18 protein-coding genes and 1 tRNA gene are annotated in these 20,582 nt (G+C 66.8%); 8 read left to right on the top strand and 11 right to left on the bottom strand.

Annotation, left to right across the window (positions count from 1 at the left end; all coding sequences use genetic code 11):
* Positions 1–768 (top strand): MFS transporter (locus tag ACWIQA_RS08595; protein ID WP_448582659.1); only part of this gene is annotated, 768 nt, incomplete at its 5' end.
* Positions 769–997: 229 nt separating this feature from the next.
* Here ACWIQA_RS08595 and ACWIQA_RS08590 read toward each other — a convergent pair.
* Positions 998–3,274: a DNA translocase FtsK 4TM domain-containing protein gene (locus ACWIQA_RS08590; RefSeq protein ID WP_448582658.1), complete on the bottom strand. Its 2,277-nt coding sequence runs from the start codon at positions 3,272–3,274 to the stop codon at positions 998–1,000.
* A 438-nt stretch (positions 3,275–3,712) separates the two neighbouring features.
* Here ACWIQA_RS08590 and ACWIQA_RS08585 point away from each other — a divergent pair, with 438 nt between their 5' ends.
* Positions 3,713–4,960 (top strand): FAD-dependent monooxygenase, encoded by a 1,248-nt coding sequence (locus ACWIQA_RS08585; RefSeq protein WP_448582657.1) that lies wholly within the window; start codon positions 3,713–3,715, stop codon positions 4,958–4,960.
* Here ACWIQA_RS08585 and ACWIQA_RS08580 read toward each other — a convergent pair.
* Genes ACWIQA_RS08580 through ACWIQA_RS08570 form a run of 3 tightly spaced genes read right to left on the bottom strand, consistent with a single transcriptional unit; the run spans position 4,941 to position 6,708 of the window.
* Entirely contained in the window at positions 4,941–5,138 is a 198-nt protein-coding gene (locus ACWIQA_RS08580) for a Trm112 family protein (protein ID WP_448582656.1), read from the bottom strand. The two genes, ACWIQA_RS08585 and ACWIQA_RS08580, sit on opposite strands and share 20 nt — an antisense overlap.
* Positions 5,135–5,794, bottom strand: a complete 660-nt coding sequence (locus ACWIQA_RS08575; RefSeq protein ID WP_448582655.1) for an LON peptidase substrate-binding domain-containing protein — start codon at positions 5,792–5,794, stop codon at positions 5,135–5,137. The genes ACWIQA_RS08580 and ACWIQA_RS08575 overlap by 4 nt, the downstream gene beginning before the upstream one ends.
* Before the next feature lie 17 nt (positions 5,795–5,811).
* On the bottom strand, positions 5,812–6,708 hold the full coding sequence (locus ACWIQA_RS08570; RefSeq protein WP_448582654.1) for a tetratricopeptide repeat protein: 897 nt from the start codon (positions 6,706–6,708) through the stop codon (positions 5,812–5,814).
* 112 nt (positions 6,709–6,820) lie between these two features.
* Between ACWIQA_RS08570 and ACWIQA_RS08565 the strand changes: the two genes are divergently transcribed.
* Together ACWIQA_RS08565 and ACWIQA_RS08560 are read left to right on the top strand one after the other, a co-directional pair.
* Positions 6,821–6,895 (top strand) — tRNA-Gly (locus ACWIQA_RS08565).
* A gap of 250 nt (positions 6,896–7,145) precedes the next feature.
* Positions 7,146–7,556, top strand: coding sequence for a c-type cytochrome (locus ACWIQA_RS08560; protein WP_448582653.1), 411 nt, complete (start codon positions 7,146–7,148; stop codon positions 7,554–7,556).
* Positions 7,557–7,610: 54 nt separating this feature from the next.
* Here the strand turns inward: ACWIQA_RS08560 and ACWIQA_RS08555 are convergent, their stop codons facing one another.
* From ACWIQA_RS08555 to ACWIQA_RS08525, 7 genes are all read right to left on the bottom strand, one after another.
* The gene (locus ACWIQA_RS08555; protein ID WP_448582652.1) at positions 7,611–7,859 is read right to left on the bottom strand and encodes a hypothetical protein; all 249 of its coding nucleotides are present in this window, start codon (positions 7,857–7,859) and stop codon (positions 7,611–7,613) included.
* Positions 7,856–8,371, bottom strand: a complete 516-nt coding sequence (locus tag ACWIQA_RS08550; RefSeq protein ID WP_448582651.1) for a TspO/MBR family protein — start codon at positions 8,369–8,371, stop codon at positions 7,856–7,858. Before ACWIQA_RS08550 ends, ACWIQA_RS08555 begins: the two co-directional genes overlap by 4 nt.
* Entirely contained in the window at positions 8,368–9,561 is a 1,194-nt protein-coding gene (locus ACWIQA_RS08545; RefSeq protein WP_448582650.1) for a geranylgeranyl diphosphate reductase, read from the bottom strand. The genes ACWIQA_RS08550 and ACWIQA_RS08545 overlap by 4 nt, the downstream gene beginning before the upstream one ends.
* Complete coding sequence (locus tag ACWIQA_RS08540; RefSeq protein ID WP_448582649.1) at positions 9,558–10,871, bottom strand: BCD family MFS transporter; 1,314 nt, start codon at positions 10,869–10,871, stop codon at positions 9,558–9,560. Before ACWIQA_RS08540 ends, ACWIQA_RS08545 begins: the two co-directional genes overlap by 4 nt.
* The gene (gene chlG / locus ACWIQA_RS08535) at positions 10,868–11,782 is read right to left on the bottom strand and encodes a chlorophyll synthase ChlG (RefSeq protein WP_448582648.1); all 915 of its coding nucleotides are present in this window, start codon (positions 11,780–11,782) and stop codon (positions 10,868–10,870) included. The genes ACWIQA_RS08540 and chlG overlap by 4 nt, the downstream gene beginning before the upstream one ends.
* A 116-nt stretch (positions 11,783–11,898) precedes the next feature.
* Positions 11,899–13,323: a transcriptional regulator PpsR gene (ppsR, locus tag ACWIQA_RS08530; protein WP_448582647.1), complete on the bottom strand. Its 1,425-nt coding sequence runs from the start codon at positions 13,321–13,323 to the stop codon at positions 11,899–11,901.
* 37 nt (positions 13,324–13,360) lie between these two features.
* Positions 13,361–14,335 (bottom strand): cobalamin B12-binding domain-containing protein, encoded by a 975-nt coding sequence (locus ACWIQA_RS08525; RefSeq protein WP_448582646.1) that lies wholly within the window; start codon positions 14,333–14,335, stop codon positions 13,361–13,363.
* 281 nt (positions 14,336–14,616) lie between these two features.
* Here ACWIQA_RS08525 and bchF point away from each other — a divergent pair, with 281 nt between their 5' ends.
* The 4 genes from bchF to ACWIQA_RS08505 all read left to right on the top strand — a co-directional run.
* On the top strand, positions 14,617–15,195 hold the full coding sequence (gene bchF, locus ACWIQA_RS08520) for a 2-vinyl bacteriochlorophyllide hydratase (RefSeq protein ID WP_448582645.1): 579 nt from the start codon (positions 14,617–14,619) through the stop codon (positions 15,193–15,195).
* A complete protein-coding gene (locus ACWIQA_RS08515) occupies positions 15,192–16,481 on the top strand; it encodes a ferredoxin:protochlorophyllide reductase (ATP-dependent) subunit N (RefSeq protein WP_448582644.1) in 1,290 nt (429 codons plus the stop codon). Before bchF ends, ACWIQA_RS08515 begins: the two co-directional genes overlap by 4 nt.
* Complete coding sequence (gene bchB / locus ACWIQA_RS08510; protein WP_448582643.1) at positions 16,478–18,031, top strand: ferredoxin:protochlorophyllide reductase (ATP-dependent) subunit B; 1,554 nt, start codon at positions 16,478–16,480, stop codon at positions 18,029–18,031. The genes ACWIQA_RS08515 and bchB overlap by 4 nt, the downstream gene beginning before the upstream one ends.
* On the top strand, positions 18,003–20,582 hold a 2,580-nt coding region (locus ACWIQA_RS08505; RefSeq protein ID WP_448582642.1), incomplete at its 3' end, for a cobaltochelatase subunit CobN. The genes bchB and ACWIQA_RS08505, both read left to right, overlap by 29 nt.

Raw genomic sequence — 20,582 nt, 5'->3', positions numbered from 1 at the left:
GCCTTTGGGTGGCGCTTCGCCTTCGTGCTCATGGGTCTCCCCGGGCTCCTCATCGGCCTCCTCGTTTGGCTGACGGTGCGCGAGCCGCCCCGTGGCCGCTATGCCTTGCCCGGTGCACAGATCGCCCAACGCCCGGTCGGGGAAACGCTCGCCTCGCTCGCCGGCAACCGGGTCTTCCTTGGCATCATGCTCGGGTTCGCAGTCCAGATCATGATCGGCTACGCCATGGCCTTCTGGATGGCGCCCATCATGCTGCGCCGGTTCGAGGTTCCGCTGCGCGATGTTGCGCTCTTTCTCGGGCTTGCCTTCATGGCCGGCGGGATCCCCGGTCCGCTCGCAGGCGGCTTCCTCACCGACCGGCTGGTCCGCCGCGACGAGCGCTGGCGCGTCTGGCTTCCCGGTCTTGTCAGCATGGCGGCGCTTGTCCCGCTCTGGTTCGCGCTTCAGGCCGCAAGCGTCGCCACCTTCCTCGGCCTGTTCGCGCTCGCCTATGCCATCTTCGTGATGAGCCAGGCCCCCATCCTCTCGGGCATCCAGGCCGCTGTCCAGCCCGGCGAACGCGGCATGGCCGTCGCCGTTGCCCTCTTTTTCAACAACCTCCTCGGCCAGGCCATCGGCCTTGGCGTCATCGGCTGGCTGAGCGACCGCCTCGCCGCCGCCCATGGCGCTGGTGCCCTTGCCCTTGCCCTCATCTTCGTCTGCACAGCGGCCGGCCTGTTGGCGCTTGCCATCTTCGCCTGGACAGCGCGGCACATGCGCCTGGCCTGACCCCATATTGCCGCCACCTCTTCACCAATCACCCGCTCCAGTCCCGGTCACCGCGCAAGCCTGGCAACACCTTTCTCCACGTTGCCAAGGCCTTGCCATCTTGCAGGCGCCCACCCGAGGGCCGGCTGATCTCAAGCTGCATGCTGGAGACTGCCCCTGCGATCGACAGGCCTCCTGTTGTCTGGCCTTGTCTCTTTCTTGCCCCCGGCACCGCTCCGAGGCCGGCGCCTCAGACCCGGTTACCGGCTTCGTCCATCAGCACTTCGCGCCGCCCCACATGGTCGGGTGCGGAGACAAGGCCCATCGCCTCCATCTGCTCGATCAGGCGCGCAGCGGAATTATAGCCGACGCGCAGCGTGCGCTGGAGATAGGAGATGGTCGCCTTGCGCGAGACGGCAACCACCTGGATTGCCTGCGAGAGGAGGTCACCGTCCCCGGCCACGGCCACTTGCCGGCCTCCAGCGCCGGATGCGCGCGGCATGGCCTCAAAGCCGTCGGGCCCTTCAGGCTCTTCGGTCACGCTGTCGAGATAGGCGGGCGTTCCCTGCGCCCGCCAGTGGCGCACCACGGCTTCCACTTCCTCATCCGAGACGAACGGCCCGTGCACGCGCACAATCCGGTTCGCGCCCGGCATGTAGAGCATGTCGCCTTTGCCCAGCAGCTGCTCGGCGCCCTGCTCGCCGAGGATGGTGCGGCTGTCGATCTTGCTTGTCACCTGGAAGCTGATGCGGGTGGGAAGGTTCGCCTTGATGACTCCCGTGATGACATCGACTGACGGCCGTTGCGTTGCCATGATGAGATGGATGCCGGCTGCCCGCGCCTTTTGCGCCAATCGCTGGACCAGGAATTCCACTTCCTTGCCCGCCGTCATCATGAGGTCGGCCATCTCGTCGACCACAATGACGATGAGCGGCAGCGGCTCGAGGTGCAGCGTCAGCTCCTCATATTCCGGGTTCCCCTCGGCATCGAAGCCGGTCTGCACTCGGCGATTGAAGCTCTCCCCCTTGCGGATCGCCTCGCGTACGCGCTCGTTGTAGGCGGCAAGGCTGCGGGCACCGATGTGGGTCATGTTGCGATAGCGGTCCTCCATCTGCTCGACCGCCCATTTGAGCGCGCGGATCGCCTTCGCTGGCTCGGTGACGACAGGTGCGAGCAGGTGCGGGATCCCATCATAGACCGAAAGCTCGAGCATCTTCGGGTCAATGAGGATGAGCCGGCAGTCCTCCGGCCGGAGCCGGTAGAGGAGCGACAGGATCATCGCATTGAGCCCGACCGACTTGCCCGATCCCGTGGTGCCGGCAATGAGCAGGTGCGGCATTGGCGCAAGATCAGCGACCACCGGCGAGCCCGCGATGTCCTTGCCAAGCACGAGGGGCAGCGCGCCGCGACCATGCTCGAACGCGTCGCTTGCAATCAGCTCTGAGAGCACCACGAGTTCGCGCCGACGGTTGGGCAGCTCGATGCCGATGACGTTGCGCCCGGGGATGACTGCCACCCGCGCCGAGACTGCGCTCATCGAGCGGGCGATGTCATCGGCAAGCCCGATGACTCGGCTCGCCTTAATGCCTGGCGCTGGCTCGAGCTCGTAGAGCGTGACCACTGGCCCTTGCGAAATGCCAACGATGCTGCCGCGCACGCCGAAATCCTCGAGCACGGCCTCGAGGAGATGCGCGTTCTGGGTGAGCGCTGCCTCGTCGATGCTGCCAGCAACTGGCGGCGGCGGCTTCAGGAGCGCAAGCGGCGGCAGCAGCGCCTGGTCACCCAGCATCAGGCTCGATTGCCGTTCCCGCTCGGCTCTGAGCGATGGCTCTGCCATGCGCGGCCGCACCACTGCCGGCGGTGCAGCGCGGGGCGCATTGGCCGCTGCCGGCCTCGTCTCAAGTGGCTCTGCCCGAGAACTGGACGCCGGCGCTACACCACGCGGCCGGCGACGGGTCCTTGGCAGCGACGGCAAGCGAAGCCGGATGTCGCCGGCGCGCACGGCAAGGAAAAGACCCGCAAGCCCAAAGCCGAGGCCGCCGAGCGTTGCCACCAGCAGCGGATCGGCCGCCATTTGCTCGGCAAGACCCACGCTCGCAGCGCGGGCAAGATGGCCGACCAGCCCGCCAGCAGTCGCATCCAGCCAAGAGGCTGGAGCTTGCCGCAGCAGCCCGCCTGCACTGGCCAGAAAGACCAGCCCGCCCGCACCAGCGACCAGCGCAGAGGCCAGCTTCCGGACTGGCCAGCCCAGGCAGCGCCGCACGCCTCGCGCGGCAAGCATCACAACCAGCGCAAGCGACGCCAGACCAAATCCCTGCAGCAGCAAATCCGATACAAACGCGCCCGGCCGCCCAAGACCATTGGTCGGAGCCCGCGCCGTCGCCGTGTTGAGCGACGGATCAGCAGGATTGTGGCTGACAAGAACAACGCCGAGGGCGACAGCCCCCCCCAAGAGCAGCAGCCCGCCAAGAAATCCCCGCAGGCCCGGGATGACCCGCCTGGCTCGGGCCCGCGCTAGCCATGCCATGCCCCTGGCCTCGCCTGTGCGGCGCCCCCGTCGCCACGGGGCGGCCTCCAGCAGTCCGGCCGCAGATACATTCATTGTCAATCCATGCCCTGGGCCCGACCAAAAGGTCAAGCCTTTGTTCGCGCTTTGTCCCCACTTCCGGGCGTCTCGCGCGCAAGAAAAACGGCCCGGACACAGGGCCCGGGCCGGAAGGGAGGACCAAAGTCCCGAAGCGAGCACAGGAGCCCGAAGGCACCCTTTCCCCTCTCTTCAAGAAGCGTGCCAACTGTCGGGAAAGCGGGAGGGTCCGCCACTCCGACTCTGATGTGCCCGAAAACTGGGCACAGCCTTGTCCAAACCAGCTGCCCTGCTTCATTATGAAGCAGTTTCGGTCTCTGGTCGGGCTGCGACGTGGCAGAGGGGTTTCGCGTTTGGCCAGCGCCGGCTAGGCGGCCAGTCATGATGGAAGACAGCGCCGCGGACATCTTGATCATCGGCGGCGGCCTCGTTGGCCAGACACTCGCGCTGGCGCTTGCCGCTCACGACATCAGCGCGCTCGTCGTCGAGCGTGACGACCCGCGCACGCACCTCGCCTCCGGCTTTGACGGCCGAGCCTCCGCCATTGCCAGCGCCAGCGCCCGGATGCTGCGGGCCCTCGGCCTTGCAGACCTTCTCGACCGCCAGGGATGCCCCATCGATCGCATCGAAGTGGCGGAAGGCCTCAACCCCGAGATCATCCGCTTCGACGCTGATCCAGGCGGGGGTGGCGGCGGTGCTGCCGAGCCGCTTGGAATCATGGTCGAGAATCGGGATCTCCGGCGCGCCCTGCTTGCCAGGGTCGAACAGACACCGCTGGTGCGGATGGTGGCACCTGCCGCCATCGTGCAACTGGATCGTGGCCCGAGCCATGTCACGGCAAAACTTGCCGATGGGCGCAAGCTTGCCGCCGCGCTCGCGGTCGCTGCTGACGGCCGTCGCAGCAGCACTCGAAACGAGGCCGGGATTCGGCTTGCGCATTGGTCCTATCCGGCTGCCGCAATCGTCTCGATGCTGGCCCACGGCCGCCCGCACGATGGGGTTGCGCTTGAGCTCTTCTATCCCTCCGGGCCGTTCGCGCTGCTTCCAATGCGCGACCTTGCTGATGGCCGCCATCGCTCGGCGCTGGTGTGGACTGTTGCCCGTCCCATGGCAGATGCCTTGGTGCGGCTCAGCCTGCGTGCCTTTGCGGCCGAAGTGGCGAAGCGGCTCGGCGGCCGCCTGGGGGCAATTGAGGCCATCGCACCGGCAGTGGCCTGGCCACTCACCTTCCACCATGCCGAGCGCTACAGCGCCCACCGGCTGGTCCTCGCCGGCGATGCCGCTCACGGCATCCACCCCATCGCCGGCCAGGGGCTCAACCTTGGCTTTCGCGATGTCGCAGCACTTACCCAGGTGCTGGCCGATGGCGCCCGGACTGGCCTCGACTTGGGCGACCCGGCGCTCGCCCGCCGCTACGAACGCTGGCGCCGGGCTGACAACAGCCTGACTGCCTTCGCAACCGACAGCCTTGCGCGCCTGTTCGCCCTTCCAGGAAAGCCAGTCGAGGCCGTACGTCGGCTCGGCCTTGCCCTCGTCGAGCGCACGCCTGCTGCCAAGCGGATCTTTGCCAGCATCGCGCGCGGCACGGCGGGAGACCTGCCGCCGCTGCTCAGGGGTGAGCTTGGCTGATGCCCTCAGCGGCCTCAGGTCGGCTGTGCGGCAGCAGCTGCGGGATGCCATCCACCACGGGCCACGCCAGTCCGCTGCCGACTGCAACCAGCACCTCTCGCTCCGGGTCGAAGACCAGGCGGCTTCGCGTTACGGGGCAGACCAGAAGCGCGGTCAGTCGCGGGTCGGGCGCTGTCATTGCAGGGTGCCAGTTGCACTTGTGCTGCCGCCAACCGTGCCAGCAAAGCGCATCAGTGCCGTCAGCATGCTGGCGCGCGCTTCAAGGTCCGGCGCCTCCAGCAGCGCCTGGCGCTCGAGAATTTCGAACGGACACACGGTAGCAAGCGTGCTCACCAGGCCCTCGTCATCGGCGCCGCGCACCGCGTCCCAGTCAGCAGCAAGATTCTGCGTCTCAAGATAGGCCCTGAGCGAGTCCTCCAGGCTGGCACGGACCATTGCTGGCAGCGGCGGCGCCGGATTCCAGTCCTGCACGAAAGGCGCATAGTCGGCGCGCACCTGCCGATAGGGCGTGGCAACACCGACTTCCTCTGTGACGTGAAAGCGGATGATACCGGCCAGCGCGATGAGATAACGCCCATCCCCGGTTTCCGAAAAGCGCGTAATCCGTCCCAACCCTCCGGTTCCGAACAGTTCAGGCGGACCCGCCCCCCCGTCTCCCTTTGGCTGGATAATCCCGATCAGCCGGTCGCCTGCCATGGCATCGCGCGTCATGGCAAGATAACGTGGCTCGAAGATGTTGAGCGGCAGCAGGGCGCGCGGCAGCAGGATTGCGCCAGAAAGCGGGAAGACCGGGATGACCGCCGGCAGCTCGCTGATGGTCGCAAACGACTCCACAGCTGCCCCAATAGTCGTCAGGCGAACAGGATCTGACGCAGCCGGCGCCGGGTCGCAACCGACCAGGGATCGCCAAGCCCGACGGATTCGATGAGCTTGAGGAGCGTGTCCCGGGCTTTGCCGTTCTCCCAGTCGCGGTCGTCAGCGATGATCTTGAGCAGGGCATCTGCGGCGCGGTCCCGGTCGCCGCGGGCAAGGAAGGCCGCCGCAAGCGCGTGGCGGGCCGCATGGTCGCCAGCATCGGCAGCAAGCCGCGCCTCGAGTGCTGCCAGGTCCGTCCCTTCGGGTGCGGCTTCGGCAAGCGCCAGCGCAGCCCGCGCCTGCTGGACCACGGCGTCCTTCAAATCTGCTGGCAGCCGCGCCAGCGCAGCCCGTGCCCCTGCCACTTGCCCGAGCGCCAGAAGCGCCCGAGCATAGTGGCCAACAAGGTCCGCCCGGTCGGGATGCTCGCGCACCAGCTGGCCGAAAGCATCGGCCGCGCGCGCGGCATCGCCATCGCGGAGCGCCGCGGCGGCAGCCTCCACCATCACCTCGAGGTCGGCCTCGGCCGCGTCGGGCGGAAGGAGGGCCAGCTGCTTCTCGATGAAGGCCTTGAGCTCGCGCTCGGAAAGCACACCGACAAAGGCGTCCACCGGCCGCCCGCCAACCACAGCATAGACTGTCGGCACCGACTGGATCCGGAACTCCTCGGCAATCAGGCGATTTTCGTCGATGTCGATGACTACCTGCGAGACCCGCGGGTGGCCGACGGCAGCAATCGCCCGCTCCATGAGGGGCGCCAGCTGCCGGCAGGGCCCGCACCAGGTCGCCGTGAAGCGCACCAGCACCACACCTGTGCGCGAGGCTTCCAGCACGTCGCGACGGAACCGGTCCACCGCGGCCCGGTCTTTCTCATTGAGTGACAGGCTTGCCATGCATCCGTCCCCATCTCGTGGCTCACGATGGCATATGGGCGACTGCAGCGGCAGATGGAAGGGTCTTGCACCAAGCCCTGCGCTCCGCTAGGCGCCGGCGCCTCTAGGGACTGCGGGCGTAGCTCAGGGGTAGAGCACAACCTTGCCAAGGTTGGGGTCGAGGGTTCGAATCCCTTCGCCCGCTCCAGGGGGAGGGCAGGGTGCCTCCTCTCGCCTGGCTTCCCCGGGGAGCCACTGGGGCCAGTCGCGGCCAGTCGCGGCCAGTCGCGGGCAGACGGGGGCAGAAGGCAGGGAGAGGAAAACGGCGCTGGCAGCCGAGTCGGCATCCCAAGAGGGCCAGGCTGCGGCAAGCTGCCCGCATGCCTGTCTTGACGGCCTGGCGCTGCCAGCGCACCTAGGCGGCGCGCAAAGTCCGCCAGATCATTGGAGGTGGTTTGATGTCGAACATTGTCCGCACGCTGGTCTCAGCCGGCACCCTTCTGCTGGCTGCGCCTGCTCTTGCTCAGGCCGCAGCGCCCCCAGCGCCGGCTTATGCCACGCTCAAGGGCAATGCTGCTGCCGGCGAGAAGGTCTTCGCCCAATGCCGCGCCTGTCATGTGACCGACAAGGGCGTGAACCGGGTTGGCCCCTCGCTGCATGGCATTATCGGCCGCAAGTCGGGAAGCGTCGCCGGCTTCAAATATTCGAAGGCGAACCAGTCCGCCAACGTCGTGTGGACGGAGGAGAATCTCTACCGCTATTTAGAGAATCCGCGCAAGTTCATCCCCGGCACCACCATGGCCTTTGCTGGCCTGCGCAACCCGCAACAACGTGCTGACGTCATCGCCTACTTGCGCCAATTCAAGTAGCGAAGACGATCGGGGAGTGTGCCCGCCCCGGTGACAGCAGCCGGTCACCGGGGCCTATCTTAGCCGGCGCTTCAGATCGATGAGGTGCGAAGGAAGGGCTGCCGCCAGCAGCAGCGCGATGAGTGGCCAGGGTGCATCAGTGAGCGCCGCGCGCAAGGCCAGCAGCAGGAAGAGGCCGGGCAGCAGGGCGCCGAACAGTTCGCTGCGGCGCCCGCCCGCGAAGCGCGCAATCGCCAGCGCTTCGACCGCGAGCACCAGCAGCACCAGATCAACGACGCGTCCGCTTGCGAACCAGTCGCTCATCCAAAAGGCGCGTTCAGACGCACAATGCCCCAGTTGAGCATCGCAGCCACCCCCACCCAAGCCAGATACGGGAGAAGCAGCAAAGAAGCACGCCGCGAATAGCGGCCACAGACAATGATGAGCACGACGACCGAAGCAGCAAGGAAAACGATCTCGACAAGCGCGAGATCCGGCCGCTGCAGCCGGAAGAAGATGAGGCTCCAGCCAATGTTGAGGAACCCATTGAGCGCAAAGAGGCCCACCAGCCAGTCGGCCCGGCGGCTGTCGGGTGCAGCACTCCACGCTGCCACTGCCGCCATTGCCCACAGCGCCAGGATGACGGTCCAGATCGCGCCAAAGGCGGCATCGGGCGGAGTCCAAGAAGGCTTTGCAAGCGCGCGATACCAGGCGCCGGTGTCGGTCAGCGTGACACCCAGCAGAGCGATGAAAAGCGCTGCCAGCGCGCCAATGGCAGCTGGCACGACCCCAGCGCCAGTCACGCGGAACCGGCTTCGGCCGGCCTGGCGAATCACCTAAGCGATCCCACGAGGTGCCCAAGATCCTTGAAGAAGATCCGGGCATGGGCGATCGGGCGGGCACGAACCAGCTTCTTCTCCGTATAGGCCTGCCAGGTCAGATACTGCACATCCGGGTCCTCGCAGATCTTCACAAAGCGCTCCCGCCGCTTGTCAGAGCAATACCAGAAATACTGCATGATGCCGAGCACCCAGAACACCTTGCCATGCTCGCGCATGAACCGTCGCCGCGGCTCGGCAAGCGCGCTCGCCTTGCCAGTTGCGAGAAACCGCTCAACACCTTCGGCTGCATAGAGGCCGCTTGTCATGGCATAATAAATGCCCTCGCCAGAAGCGGGTGCCACCACGCCAGCAGCGTCCCCGGCGACCACAACATCGCGGCCATTGTCCCAGCGCTTGAGCGGCCTGAGCGGGATCGGCGCACCCTCGACACGGATCGTCTCGCAGGCATCGAGCCCGGTGTCGCGCCGAAGCTCCGCCACCGCCTCGCGCAAAGGGAAGCCCTTGTGGGCGCTGCCCACGCCAATCGAGGCTGTATCCCCATGCGGAAATACCCAGGCGTAGAAGTCCGGCGAGAGCTTCCCTTGGTAGAAAACATCGCAGCGCGACCGGTCAAATGCATCACTGTCCTGCGCCGGGGACTTGACCACTTCATGATAGGCAAAGACGCAAGGCACCCGGTCCGCACCCTTGAGGGTTGCCCGGGCAAGTTGGGAGCGGGCGCCATCGCAGCCAATGACGGCACGGGCCCGGATCGTGGCCAAAGGCGCGTCGCGGGGCGCCCCCTTGGGCCGATAATGGATGACGGCAGTGCCGTCAGAATCCCGGCTGAACGCCTCGAAGTTGCCTGCCCGTCGCTCTGCGCCCTCGCGCGCCGCACGCACCCGCAGCCATTCATCGAAATGCTCGCGGTCGACCATACCGACATAATTGCCGCCCACCGGCATGTCGACTTTCGCGTTTGAAGGCGCGATCATCCGTGCCGCCGTCGCCCGGCCGACAATCAGATGGTCGGGAATGGCATAGTCGCGGATGAGCCGCGGCGGCACCGCGCCGCCGCACGGCTTGATGCGCCCGGCCCGGTCGAGCAGCACGACGCGCCGGCCCGCAGCTGCAAGTGCAGTCGCAGCCGTCGCGCCAGAGGGCCCGCCGCCCACCACCACGGCATCATAGGTTTCACCCATCATGTCACTACTCCCGCGGCTGTCTCCGGCATGTCGCGGCGCGCCATGTGAACACGCAAGGCAAGTCCGGCTGCACCAAGGAAAAGGAGGGCCTCGCCCAGGAACACGAGGGCAAAGGCAGCGCCGTCGTCGCCAAGGAGCATGCGCCCGGCATCGACTCCGGCCGCACCCACCAACCCGCCAAGCGCGAAGGCAATGGCCTGGGCCGCACCCCAAAGCCCCATGCGAATTCCTTCCCGACCTGCCCCCCCGAAGCTGGCGAGATCCATCATGCTGGCAATGGCGGCCACCGCGAACAGGCCGTTGCCGAAGCCGAGCAGCATAACCGTCGGCGAAAGCGGAAAGCCCGCACCCTGCCGGGCGCCGAGGGCAAGAAGGGCAAGGGCAGTTGCCGAAATGAGGCAACCTGCAACCACAAGCGTCCGGTTGCCGCCCGGCAGCCGCTGCACCAGCCAGCGACCAACAAGCCCAAAGGTCAGCATACCCGCAAGCGTTGCGCCATGCTGCATCGAGGCAAGGCGGGTCGATTCCCCCGGTGAATAGGCGAACACCAGCCCGGCAAACGGCTCCAGGATCACATCCTGCATCGCATAGGCAAGCATCGAGACCAGCACGAACAGCGTGAAGCCGCGCACCCGCGGATCCCCCCAGATCGCGTCCAGCCCCTGGGCCAGGCTCTCCGGCCTGCGCGCGGCCGACACGCCCGGGCCTTCGGCGACGCCATGCAGGGCCAAAACCGTCACCCCGAGCGCTGCTGCACAGATGCAGCCAGCAACCATGGCCAGCCGCTCGGGCGAGAAGGGGTCGATGAAGTTGCTGGCAATCCCGGCAGTCACGGCGATTCCCGCCACCATCATAATCCAGGTGGTCGCCGCTGCTGCTGGTCGCCGCTCTGGTCTTACGCGGCTTGCAAGCAACGCAAGGAGCGAAGTTCCCGCTGCGCCGACACCAGCCCCGACGAGCGTGAAGCCAACGGTCGCAGCGAAAATCCCGGCAAGCCGGAAATGCTCCATGAGAAAAACGGCATTGGTCGCTGTCAGTGCCCCGAGCGCAAGCAGCGCCATGCCGCCCAGGATGAACCGCTTGCGGCCACCGCCCTGGTCCGAGGCATGGCCAAAGCCAGGCCGCGACAGCTGGACCGCATAGTGCCAGGCAATCAGCGCTGCCGGCAGCACGGCGGCAAGCCCATATTCGACGACCATGATGCGGTTCAGCATCGAAGTGACGAGCATCACGATCCCGCCGAGGGCCGCCTGCACAAGCCCGAGGCGGAGGATGCCAGCATAGCCAAGCGGTGCCACGGCGCGGCTCATGCAAGCCCCCCGACGCCGAGGGCTGCAACCAGCATGCCAAGCACATAGGTCACAACCCCGGTGCCATTGTACCAGGGCGCCCGCCCAGCCGGATCAGCTAGCAGCCGGCGCATGAAAACCAGCTGCAGCAGAATTCCCAAGCCGATGATCCCGGCATGGATCGGCAGACCCCAGACCGAAAGCAGCGCCACCACCGCCAGTTGCGGCAAGGCCATGGTCACACAGGCAACACGCGCTGCGGCCGCTGGGCCAAGCGTGACCGGGAGCGACCGGATCCCCATCTGCCTGTCACCCGCGATTGCCTTGAAGTCATTGAGCACCATGATGCCATGCGCGCCCAGGCTGAACAGCAGCAGCAGCGCCAGCACCTTCGCATCCGGCATGCCGCCCACCATCACCGCCGCACCCGTAAACCAGGTCAGGCCCTCATAGGCAAAGCCACAGGCCGCCGGTCCCCAAATGCCGCTCGCCTTCAGCCGCGGCCAGGGCGTCGAATAGATCCAGGCGAGCAGCAGGCCAAGACAGGTCGCCGCCAGCACCACGGGCGCAATCGCTGCAGCAACCGCAAGCGAAAGAAGGGATCCGGCAACGGCCACTCCGAGGCCCCAGCGGCCCGGCACCCGGCCCGAGGGAATCGGCCGCCCCGGCTCGTTGATTGCATCGACCTCGCGATCAAACCAGTCGTTGACCGCCTGGCTCGTCCCGCACACCAGTGGCCCGGCAAGGAGCATGCCCGCAAGCAGGAACGGCCAGCGCTCGGCAAGCGGCACGCCCGAGGAGACAACGCCGCACATGAACGCCCACATTGGCGGAAACCAGGTGACAGGCTTCAGAAGCGCGAGAAGGTCGCGCGGCTTCGGGGCCGGCCCGCGCCGCACCGCTTGGTAGCCAATCTCTCCCGCTCCCGACATCACCCAGAGACTAGGCAGAGCCGCGTGCCAGCGTCAACTGACGTTGACATCTTGACGTGTCGAATCCGCTTGCAGCCCATTGCCCCGATGGCAGCCGGCGCCTGGCCGCGGGGCTCTCAGCGCGCCCGATCCTGGCGGTCGTCGTTCGGGTCCCGTGCCAGCCCATGGCGGTGCAGCTTGAGGTAGAGGCCTTGGCGCGAGAGACCGAGGATTTCGGCAGCCGAGGCCCGGTTGTTGTCCGCACACTTCAGGGCGGCCTCGATACAGAGGCGTTCGATAAGATCGGTCGACTCGCGCACGATATCCTTGAGTGTCATCCGCCCGACCAGTTCGGTCAGCTCTTCAACCGAGCGTGGCGATGCCATTTCGGCAGTGATTTTCGTCCGGTCGCTGGCAAGCGGCCGCAAGGTAAAGCCGCCGATCTGGTGCCCCCCTTCCGTCCCGAGCACGGCCGACACCTGAACTTCGACGGCAGCTCCGAATCGCGGCCGAACGATGGTCACGAGGTTGCGCACGAGGCCATGCTCGATGAGCTGGTCGGAGAGGACGGCGAAGTCGATTCCCGGTCGGCCCAGGAACTGGCCGAGGCTGCAGCCGATGAGCTCCTCCTTTCGGGCATGGCCGAGAAGCTCGAGCAGGGCCGCGTTCACGTCGAGGATCCGGAAAGCGGAGTCAGTCACGACAAACGGATCGGGCACGCGCTCGAGGACCATTGCAGCGTCACGCCCCTCGTCGATCCTGGCTTCGTCGGCGAGCCGCAGCAGCACGTAGCTGTTCCCCCCCTGGCGGAACATGTTGCCGTCGATCCGGACTGGCGCAGTTCGGTCGCCAAGCCGAAGCCGCACCGGTGGCGCCTGGTCGCTGGCGCCAATCGCCCCGAGCATGGCGAGCAAGGCGTCGCGTTCGCTCGGCTCGACCAGCTGCAGGAGCGGCCTGCCGGCAAGGCCGGTCCGGCCGAGCAGGCGTTCGGCCGCTGGATTGGCCTCGATGATGGTCCGGCTTCCAGCATCGAGCACGATGATGGCCTCGCGTCCCAAGCTGAAGAGCAGCCGGTATCTGGTTTCCGTCTGCCGGGCCCGCAGCCGCTCGCGCTCGATCATCTGCTGGGCCTGGATCAGCCGCTGCTGCAAGGCTGCATCGCCGCGTGCGTCCCGGCCGACGGCGATTGTGCCCCGCCCCGGCCCGGCACGGATGGCGATATAGCGCAGCGGAAACTCGCCGCGCTCGGTGCGCTGGTTGATCTGGCGCCAGGGCTTGCCCGCCGGCGAGGCGCCATCCGACAGCATCTCAAGCACCTTGTGGCGGCTGTCGGGAAGCACAGTCTCCTCCCAGCGCTTGCCAAGCCAGTCGCCTGCACCCTCCTCGGCGAGATCGGCAGAGCCGATCGCCATGTCCTGGATTACGCCGTCGCCGTCGAGAACCAGCGCCACATCGCTTGCCGCCGCAAGGGCCGATGCCACGACGCGGGAGTCGACACCCCCAAGCGACCCCTCGGGCGCGCGGAAGGGAACAGGTTCCGGCGTTGGGGTCTGGGCATCCATCCGAATCTGTCGCTTCTCCCCGCGGCCGAAGCCGCCTTCAGGACGGCCATGCTCCCGTCTGTTTGCGGCTCCGCACCAGCGCCTCGGCCCGCTCGACGGCGGTTCGGGCATCCGGCGCGGTTGCGTCCGCTCCAACCAGGAAGGCGAGCTCAGGACGCTCCACAAGCAGCGCACCTCCGACCATGACCAGGAGGGACGGGTTCCGCGACGCCCTGCGCAGTCCCTCGATGAACTCGGGCAGCTCTTCGACCTGACGGTCCTGGGTCACGGTCAGTCCCAGAAGATCATAGGCCGAGCTCGCAAGCTCGGCGCAAAGCTCGTCTGCCCCCGCTCCGGCATGATACTCAGCGTCCCATCCAGAGGCCCGGAAATATTCAGAGACGAGGATGGGCCCGAATCGGTGGTCGTCGCCTGGCATCGGCGCAAAGAGCGCCCGCCATGTTGGCGCCCCTGCCCGGCGGGAGGGCGCACTCTCTACACTGACTTCATGCGCCAGCTCCTGCAGCCGCCACAAACCCATGGTCACGTCGATGAAGTCGCAGCAGTCGGCTTCCCACATCCGCCCGAGCTCGCGCGCCGCAGGCGCCAGGAGGTCAACGAGGATCGTGCCCGCTGGTATGCCGCGCGCAACCATCGCCTCGACTTCGACAACGAGATCAAGGACGTCGTGCTCCAGAGTCTTGCGCGCAAAGACCGCAACTTCGCCAGCCGAAATGCGGCCAGCCCCAGTGCCCTCAGGTTTTGCCTTGCCCCGCCCGGACAGGGCCAGACGCGCATTGCCATCGCGCCCAAGATCAGGACCTGCCACAAAAGATTGCTGGACGCCGCTGTCGGCAAGATGCGCGACAAGCAGGCGCGGAATGATCTCCTGCTCGATTATTGCGGCGAGATTGGCCGGATGGATGTCGCCATGAGTCCGCCGCAATCGGCGGAGCCCGAAATCCCGCAATGCCGGAAAGCGCTGCAGAAGACCCTCGAGACTGAGCGCCAGATTCATCCCGACCGTTGCCATCACGGTCCTCCCTCTTTCTCTGGCCTCGGAACCGCCCGGGACCAGAGGCGGCGCGCCATTCTCGGGCAGCGACTCCGCGCCAAACATCAGCCTATTCCCGCCCCGGCCAATTGACAATCACAAGTCGCGCTCCCTCCGCACCTGCCTGATCGGCGCCGACACCCTCCGCTTCGGCACCACGTCCGCGCAGGCCCCTCTGCGGCATAGCGCCGCGATGTCAATTTATATGGGCGTCAAGTTTCGTTGACAATCCCGAATCCGGACCCTAGGCTCCGCTCGGGATGGAGGTTGCAGAAACGGCCATGGTCGCACTCGGGCAACGCCTCGAAACCGGCTTCGATCACCAGCTCCGCGCGGGCCGTCCGGGTGGGCACCCTGGCAGCGCGCCGGCCCGCCGCCCCCCGCTCTACACGGCCGAGGAGCGCATCCGCCGCGACCAGAGCCCTTGGACGCTCGTCCAGGGCATTCTCGCCCCGCTCCAGTTTCTTGTCTTCCTGATAAGCTTGGCCCTTGTCGTCCGCTTTCTCCTGACCGGTGAAGGGCAGAGTGCTGCCACTTTCTCGATCCTCGTCAAGACCGTGGTGCTCTACCTCATCATGGTCACCGGGGCGATCTGGGAAAAGGTCGTCTTCGGCCGCTACCTCTTCGCACCCGCCTTCTTCTGGGAAGATGTCTTCTCGATGCTCGTGCTCGCGCTCCACACCGCCTATGTCGTCATGCTGTTCGCTGGCCTCGGCACGGTTGCGCAGCAGATGGCAGTCGCACTTGCTGCCTACGCCGCCTATGTCATCAATGCCGCCCAGTTCGTCTGGAAGCTCCGGATGGCCCGGCAGGATGCTGCCGAGGGTGAGGTGGCATGAACGCGCCGTCGGTTGAGCCCCTTGCTGCTCGGCCCATCCTGCGTGAGCGTGGCCAGCGCGAAGTCTTCTGTGGCTTGACCGGGATCGTCTGGCTCCACCGCAAAATCCAGGATGCCTTCTTCCTCGTCGTCGGCTCGCGCACCTGTGCCCATCTGCTGCAGTCGGCTGCCGGCGTCATGATCTTCGCGGAGCCACGCTTTGCCACCGCCATCATCGAGGAAAAGGACTTGGCCGGCCTCGCGGATGTCCATGAGGAACTCGACCAGGTGGTCGCCCGCTTGCTTGCCCGCCGGCCCGACATCCGCCTGCTCTTCCTCGTCGGCTCCTGCCCGTCTGAAGTCATCAAGCTTGATCTTCTGAAGGCGGCATCGCGCCTTGATGCGCAGATGCGCGCTCGTGGCGTGCGGGTTCTCGCCTATTCCGGCTCGGGCATCGAGACGACGTTCACCCAGGGCGAGGATGCCTGCCTTGCCGCCCTCGTCCCGGAACTGCCGCAAGCATCCTCGCGGGTGCCCCGCTTGCTTGTTGCTGGCAGCCTTCCTGACATTGTCGAGGACCAGTTCGCCCGCCTGTTCACGGAGCTTGGAATCGCTGCCGACTTTTTTCCACCTCGCCGTGCGGGCGTGCTTCCCGCCATCAGTGAAGCGACGTGCGTGCTCCTCGCCCAGCCTTTCCTCGGCGACACTGCCGCCGCGCTCGAGAGGCGGGGTGTGCGCGTGCTTGAAGCGCCGTTCCCGTTCGGCGCGCGCGGTACCGAGGCTTGGCTTCACGTTGCCGCGCGTGCCTTCGGGGTTGATTCGCAGCGCTTCGAGGCCGTCATCGCTGGCCCGCGCGCCCGCGCCGAGCGCGCGGTTGCCCGGCACCGCCCGCGCCTTGAGGGCAGGCGGATCAGCTTCCTCCCCGACAGCCAGCTCGAGATCCCGCTCGCCAGCTTCCTCGCCGAGGAGTGCGGCATGGTGCCCGTGGAAGTCGGCACTCCCTATCTCCACCAGCGATTCCATGGGCCCGATCTTGCCCGGCTTCCCGTCGATGTGCGCATTGCCGAAGGCCAGGATGTCGAGCGCCAGCTTGATCGCATCCGCGCTGACCGGCCTGACTTGACCGTCTGCGGCCTTGGCCTTGCCAACCCGCTCGAGGCCGAGGGCCTTGCCACCAAATGGTCGATCGAGCTCGTCTTTTCGCCGGTGCACGGCTTTGACCAGGCCGGTGACTTGGCCGAGCTGTTCGCCCGGCCGCTCGTGCGCCGCGAAAAGCTTGCCGCGCTTGCCTCGGTGCCGGCCCCATGAAGCTCTCCGCCTGGACATACGAGGGCCCGCCCCATGTCGGTGCAATGCGCGTGGCAACCGGCATGAAAGGAGTCCATTTTGTCCTCCACGCCCCGCAGGGGGACACCTACGCAGATTTGCTCTTCACCATGATCGAGCGGCGCGACCACCGCCCGCCAGTCACCTGGACCACCTTCCAGGCGCGCGATCTCGGCAAGGACACCGCCGCGCTGTTCACGTCCGCGCTTGCGGACGCCCACGCCCGCTTCCGCCCCGAGGCACTCCTCGTCGGCGCTTCCTGCACCGCCGAGCTCATCCAGGATGATCCAGGCGGCCTTGCCGCCACCATGGGCTTGCCCGTTCCCGTCATCCCGCTCGAGCTGCCAAGCTACAGCCGCAAGGAGAATTGGGGCGCAGCGGAAACCTTCCTGGCCCTTGTTCGCAGCCTTGCCGACCGCAGCCGCCGTCCACCCCCCCGCGACGGCCGGCGGCCGCGCGTGAACCTGCTCGGGCCCACGGCGCTTGGCTTCCGCCACCGCGACGATGTCGTCGAGATCAGCCGCCTGCTCGAGACGCTAGGAGTCGATGTCCATGTCGTGGCACCGCTCGGCGCCTCCGTCGCCGACATCGCGTCGCTGGGCGAGGCTGATCTTGACATCTGCCTCTATCCCGAGATTGCCGACATGGCCTGCCGCTTCCTTGAGCGGACATTTGGCCGGCCGACGGTGCGCACGGTCCCCATCGGCCATCTCGCCACATGTGACTTCCTGCGCGACGTCGCTGGCCACTTGGGGCTCGACCCAGCCCCGGCCCTTGCCTGTGCCGATGCCCGGCTGCCCTGGTGGTCGCGCTCCGTTGATTCCACCTATCTCACTGGCAAGCGTGTCTTCATCTTCGGTGACGCAACCCATGCCATCGCCATCGCTCGGGTCGCCCACGAGGAACTCGGCTTCGAAGTCGTCGGCCTTGGCTGCTACAATCGCGAGTTCGCCCGCGAACTCCGCGCCGCGGCCGGGAAGCTCGGGGTCGAGCCGCTCATCACCGACGACTGGCTCGAAGTCGAGGCGAGGATTGCTGCGCTCCAGCCGGAGCTGGTCTTGGGCACCCAGATGGAGCGGATGATCGCCAAGCGTCTGCGCCTTCCCTGTGCAGTCGTCTCCGCGCCCGTCCATGTCCAGGATTTCCCGGCCCGCTATTCCCCCGTCATGGGGTTTGAAGGCGCCAATGTCCTGTTCGACACGATCGTCCATCCGCTCGTCATGGGCCTTGAGGAGCATCTCCTCACCATGTTCCGCGAGGACTTTGAATTCTCCGATGCCGCCGGCCCGTCCCACCTCGGCTCTGCCCATGCTCTCCAGGCTTCTTCCCCGATCCACGCCGAGCCGGTTGCAGCCGCGCCCGCAGAGGGCCTCATCGTCTGGACTGCCGATGCCGAGGCGGAATTGAGGAAAATTCCCTTCTTCGTGCGCGGCAAGGCCCGCCGCAATACCGAAGCCTATGCCTGTGCGCGCGGCATCACCGCCATCACGGTCGAGACGCTTTATGACGCGAAATCGCACTTCGCCCGCTGAGCCGCCCCGGCTTTCGTCACCGCTGCACGTGGTGATTGTGACGCTCGACAATCACCTGGCCGGCACGGCCGAGCGCGCCCAGGCCCGGTTCCGAGCCGAAGCGCTTCCAATTGAGCTCCATTTCCATGCCGCCGCCGACTGGGAGGGGGCCCCCGACCGGCTCGAGGCTGCCCGTGCTGACATCGCCCGGGGCGACATCATCCTTGCGACCATGCTCTTTCTTGAAGAGCATATCCGCGCTGTGCTGCCTGCGCTCGAAGCCCGGCGCGACCAGTGTGACGCGATGCTCGGCCTCATGTCAGGAGCCGAGATCATCCGCTTAACCCGCCTTGGCCAGTATCGGATGGACGCGGCCCCTTCGGGTCCGCTGGCGCTTCTCAGAAAGCTGCGCGGCTCAGCGAAGCCCGGCCAAAGCTCGGGCGCCGGGCAAATGAAGATCCTGCGCACACTGCCCAAGCTTCTCAAATGGATCCCGGGTTCGGCCCAGGATGTGCGCGCCTATTTCCTGACGCTGCAATACTGGCTCGCTGGCTCAGACGATAATTTCGTCGCCATGATCCGCGCGCTCGTTGATCGCTATGCCGCCGGCCCGCGCGCGGCACTTCGTGGTGCAACCCCGGCCGAGCCGCCGGCCGAGTATCCCGAAGTTGGAGTCTATCACCCCGACATGAAGGGCCGCATGTCGGAGTCGCTTCGCTTGCTGCCGCCTTCGAGCGGCACCGCCGGCACTGTCGGCCTGTTGCTGCTGCGCTCCTATGTGCTCGGGCGCGATTCCGGCCATTATGACGGTGTCATCCGTGCCCTTGAGGCGAAGGGCCTCAGAGTCATCCCGGCCTTTGCAAGCGGGCTTGACCAGCGCCCGGCAATCGAACGCTTCTTCATGACAGGCGGCAAGCCCAACATCGACGCGCTCGTCTCGCTCACCGGTTTCAGCCTCGTCGGCGGGCCTGCCTACAATGACCAGAAGGCGGCCGAGGAGGTGCTGGCGCGGCTCGACGTGCCCTACGTCGCCGCCCACCCCCTCGAATTCCAGTCGCTCCAGCAGTGGGGCAAAGGCAGCCAGGGCCTGACCCCAGTCGAGGCGACCATGATGGTCGCCATCCCCGAGCTCGACGGTGCGACGGTTCCGACCATCTTCGGCGGCCGCTCGGATGGCTCGGCGGAACCCTGCACTGGCTGCTCGCGGCGCTGCATGCACCCCGCCACGGGTCTTGCGCGGGAAATGCTGCCCTGCCCCGAGCGCGCCGAGGCCCTCGCCGCCAAGGTTGCCCGCCTTGTTGCACTGCGCCGGGTGCCGCCAGCCGAGCGGCGAATTGCCATCACCCTCTTCAACTTTCCGCCCAACGCCGGTGCTGCTGGCACAGCCGCCTGGCTCAGCGTCTTTGCAAGCCTGCACAAAACGCTCCTCGCCCTTGCCGAGGCGGGTCACACAGTCGAAGTGCCGGCCACCGTCGAGGCGCTCAAGGCTGCACTCCTTGAGGGCAACCGCGCGCGCTACGGCACCGACGCCAATGTCGCCCACGTTATCCCAGCTGACACGCATGTCCGGCGCGAGCCGCATTTGGCCGCCATCGAAGCGCAATGGGGCCCGGCACCCGGCCGCTTGCTCACAGACGGGCGCAACCTCCTCATCCTCGGTGCGCGCTTCGGCAATGTCTTCGTCGGCTTCCAGCCAGGCTTCGGCTATGAGGGGGACCCGATGCGGCTCCTCTTCGAAGGCCGCTTTGCTCCCACCCACGCCTTTGCCGCCTATTACCGCTACCTGCGCGAGGAGTTCGCCGCCCACGCGGTGCTCCATTTCGGAACCCATGGCGCGCTCGAGTTCATGCCTGGAAAGCAGGTCGGCCTCTCCGCCGACTGCTGGCCGGAGCGGCTTCTGAAGGATCTTCCCAACATCTATTTCTACGCTGCCAACAACCCGTCGGAAGGGTCGATCGCGAAGCGCCGTTCGGCCGCAACGCTTGTCTCCTATGAGACGCCGCCGCTTGCTGAGGCCGGGCTTTCCAAGGGGCTCGCCGATCTGCGCGCCTCGCTTGACCGCTGGCGCATGTCAGATCCGGCCGCACCCGAGCGCGATCGTCTCGAAGCCCTCATCCGCGCCCAGGCCGAAGCTGCCGACCTCGGTGACGTGCCGACCGAGTCGCTGCCCGAGCGCCTCCACGAGATCGAAACCAACCTCGTGCCGCTTGGCCTCCACACGGCCAATGCGGACGAGATCGCTGCCCTCGTGCATGCCCTTTCGGGCGGCTACATCCGTCCAGCCCCTGGCGGGGACATCGGCCGCAACCCCGACGTCCTGCCCACGGGGCGCAACATCCACGGCTTCGACCCCTTCCGCCTGCCCTCCAGCTTCGCAGTCTCGGAAGGCCATGCCATGGCCGAGCGGCTGCTTGCGCGCCATCTCGACGAGCGTGGCCGCCTCCCGGAAACGGTTGCAATCGTGCTCTGGGGCACAGACAATCTGAAGTCGGAAGGGACTCCGCTCGCCCAGGCGCTGGCACTCTTGGGGGCGCGCCCCCGCCGCGACGGCTACGGCCGGCTCGCCGGCGCC

The sequence above is a fragment of the Thermaurantiacus sp. genome (genome assembly GCF_053487655.1).
Note: the sequence above shows the minus strand (reverse complement) of the source record. Positions and strands in the feature narration are given on the sequence as shown.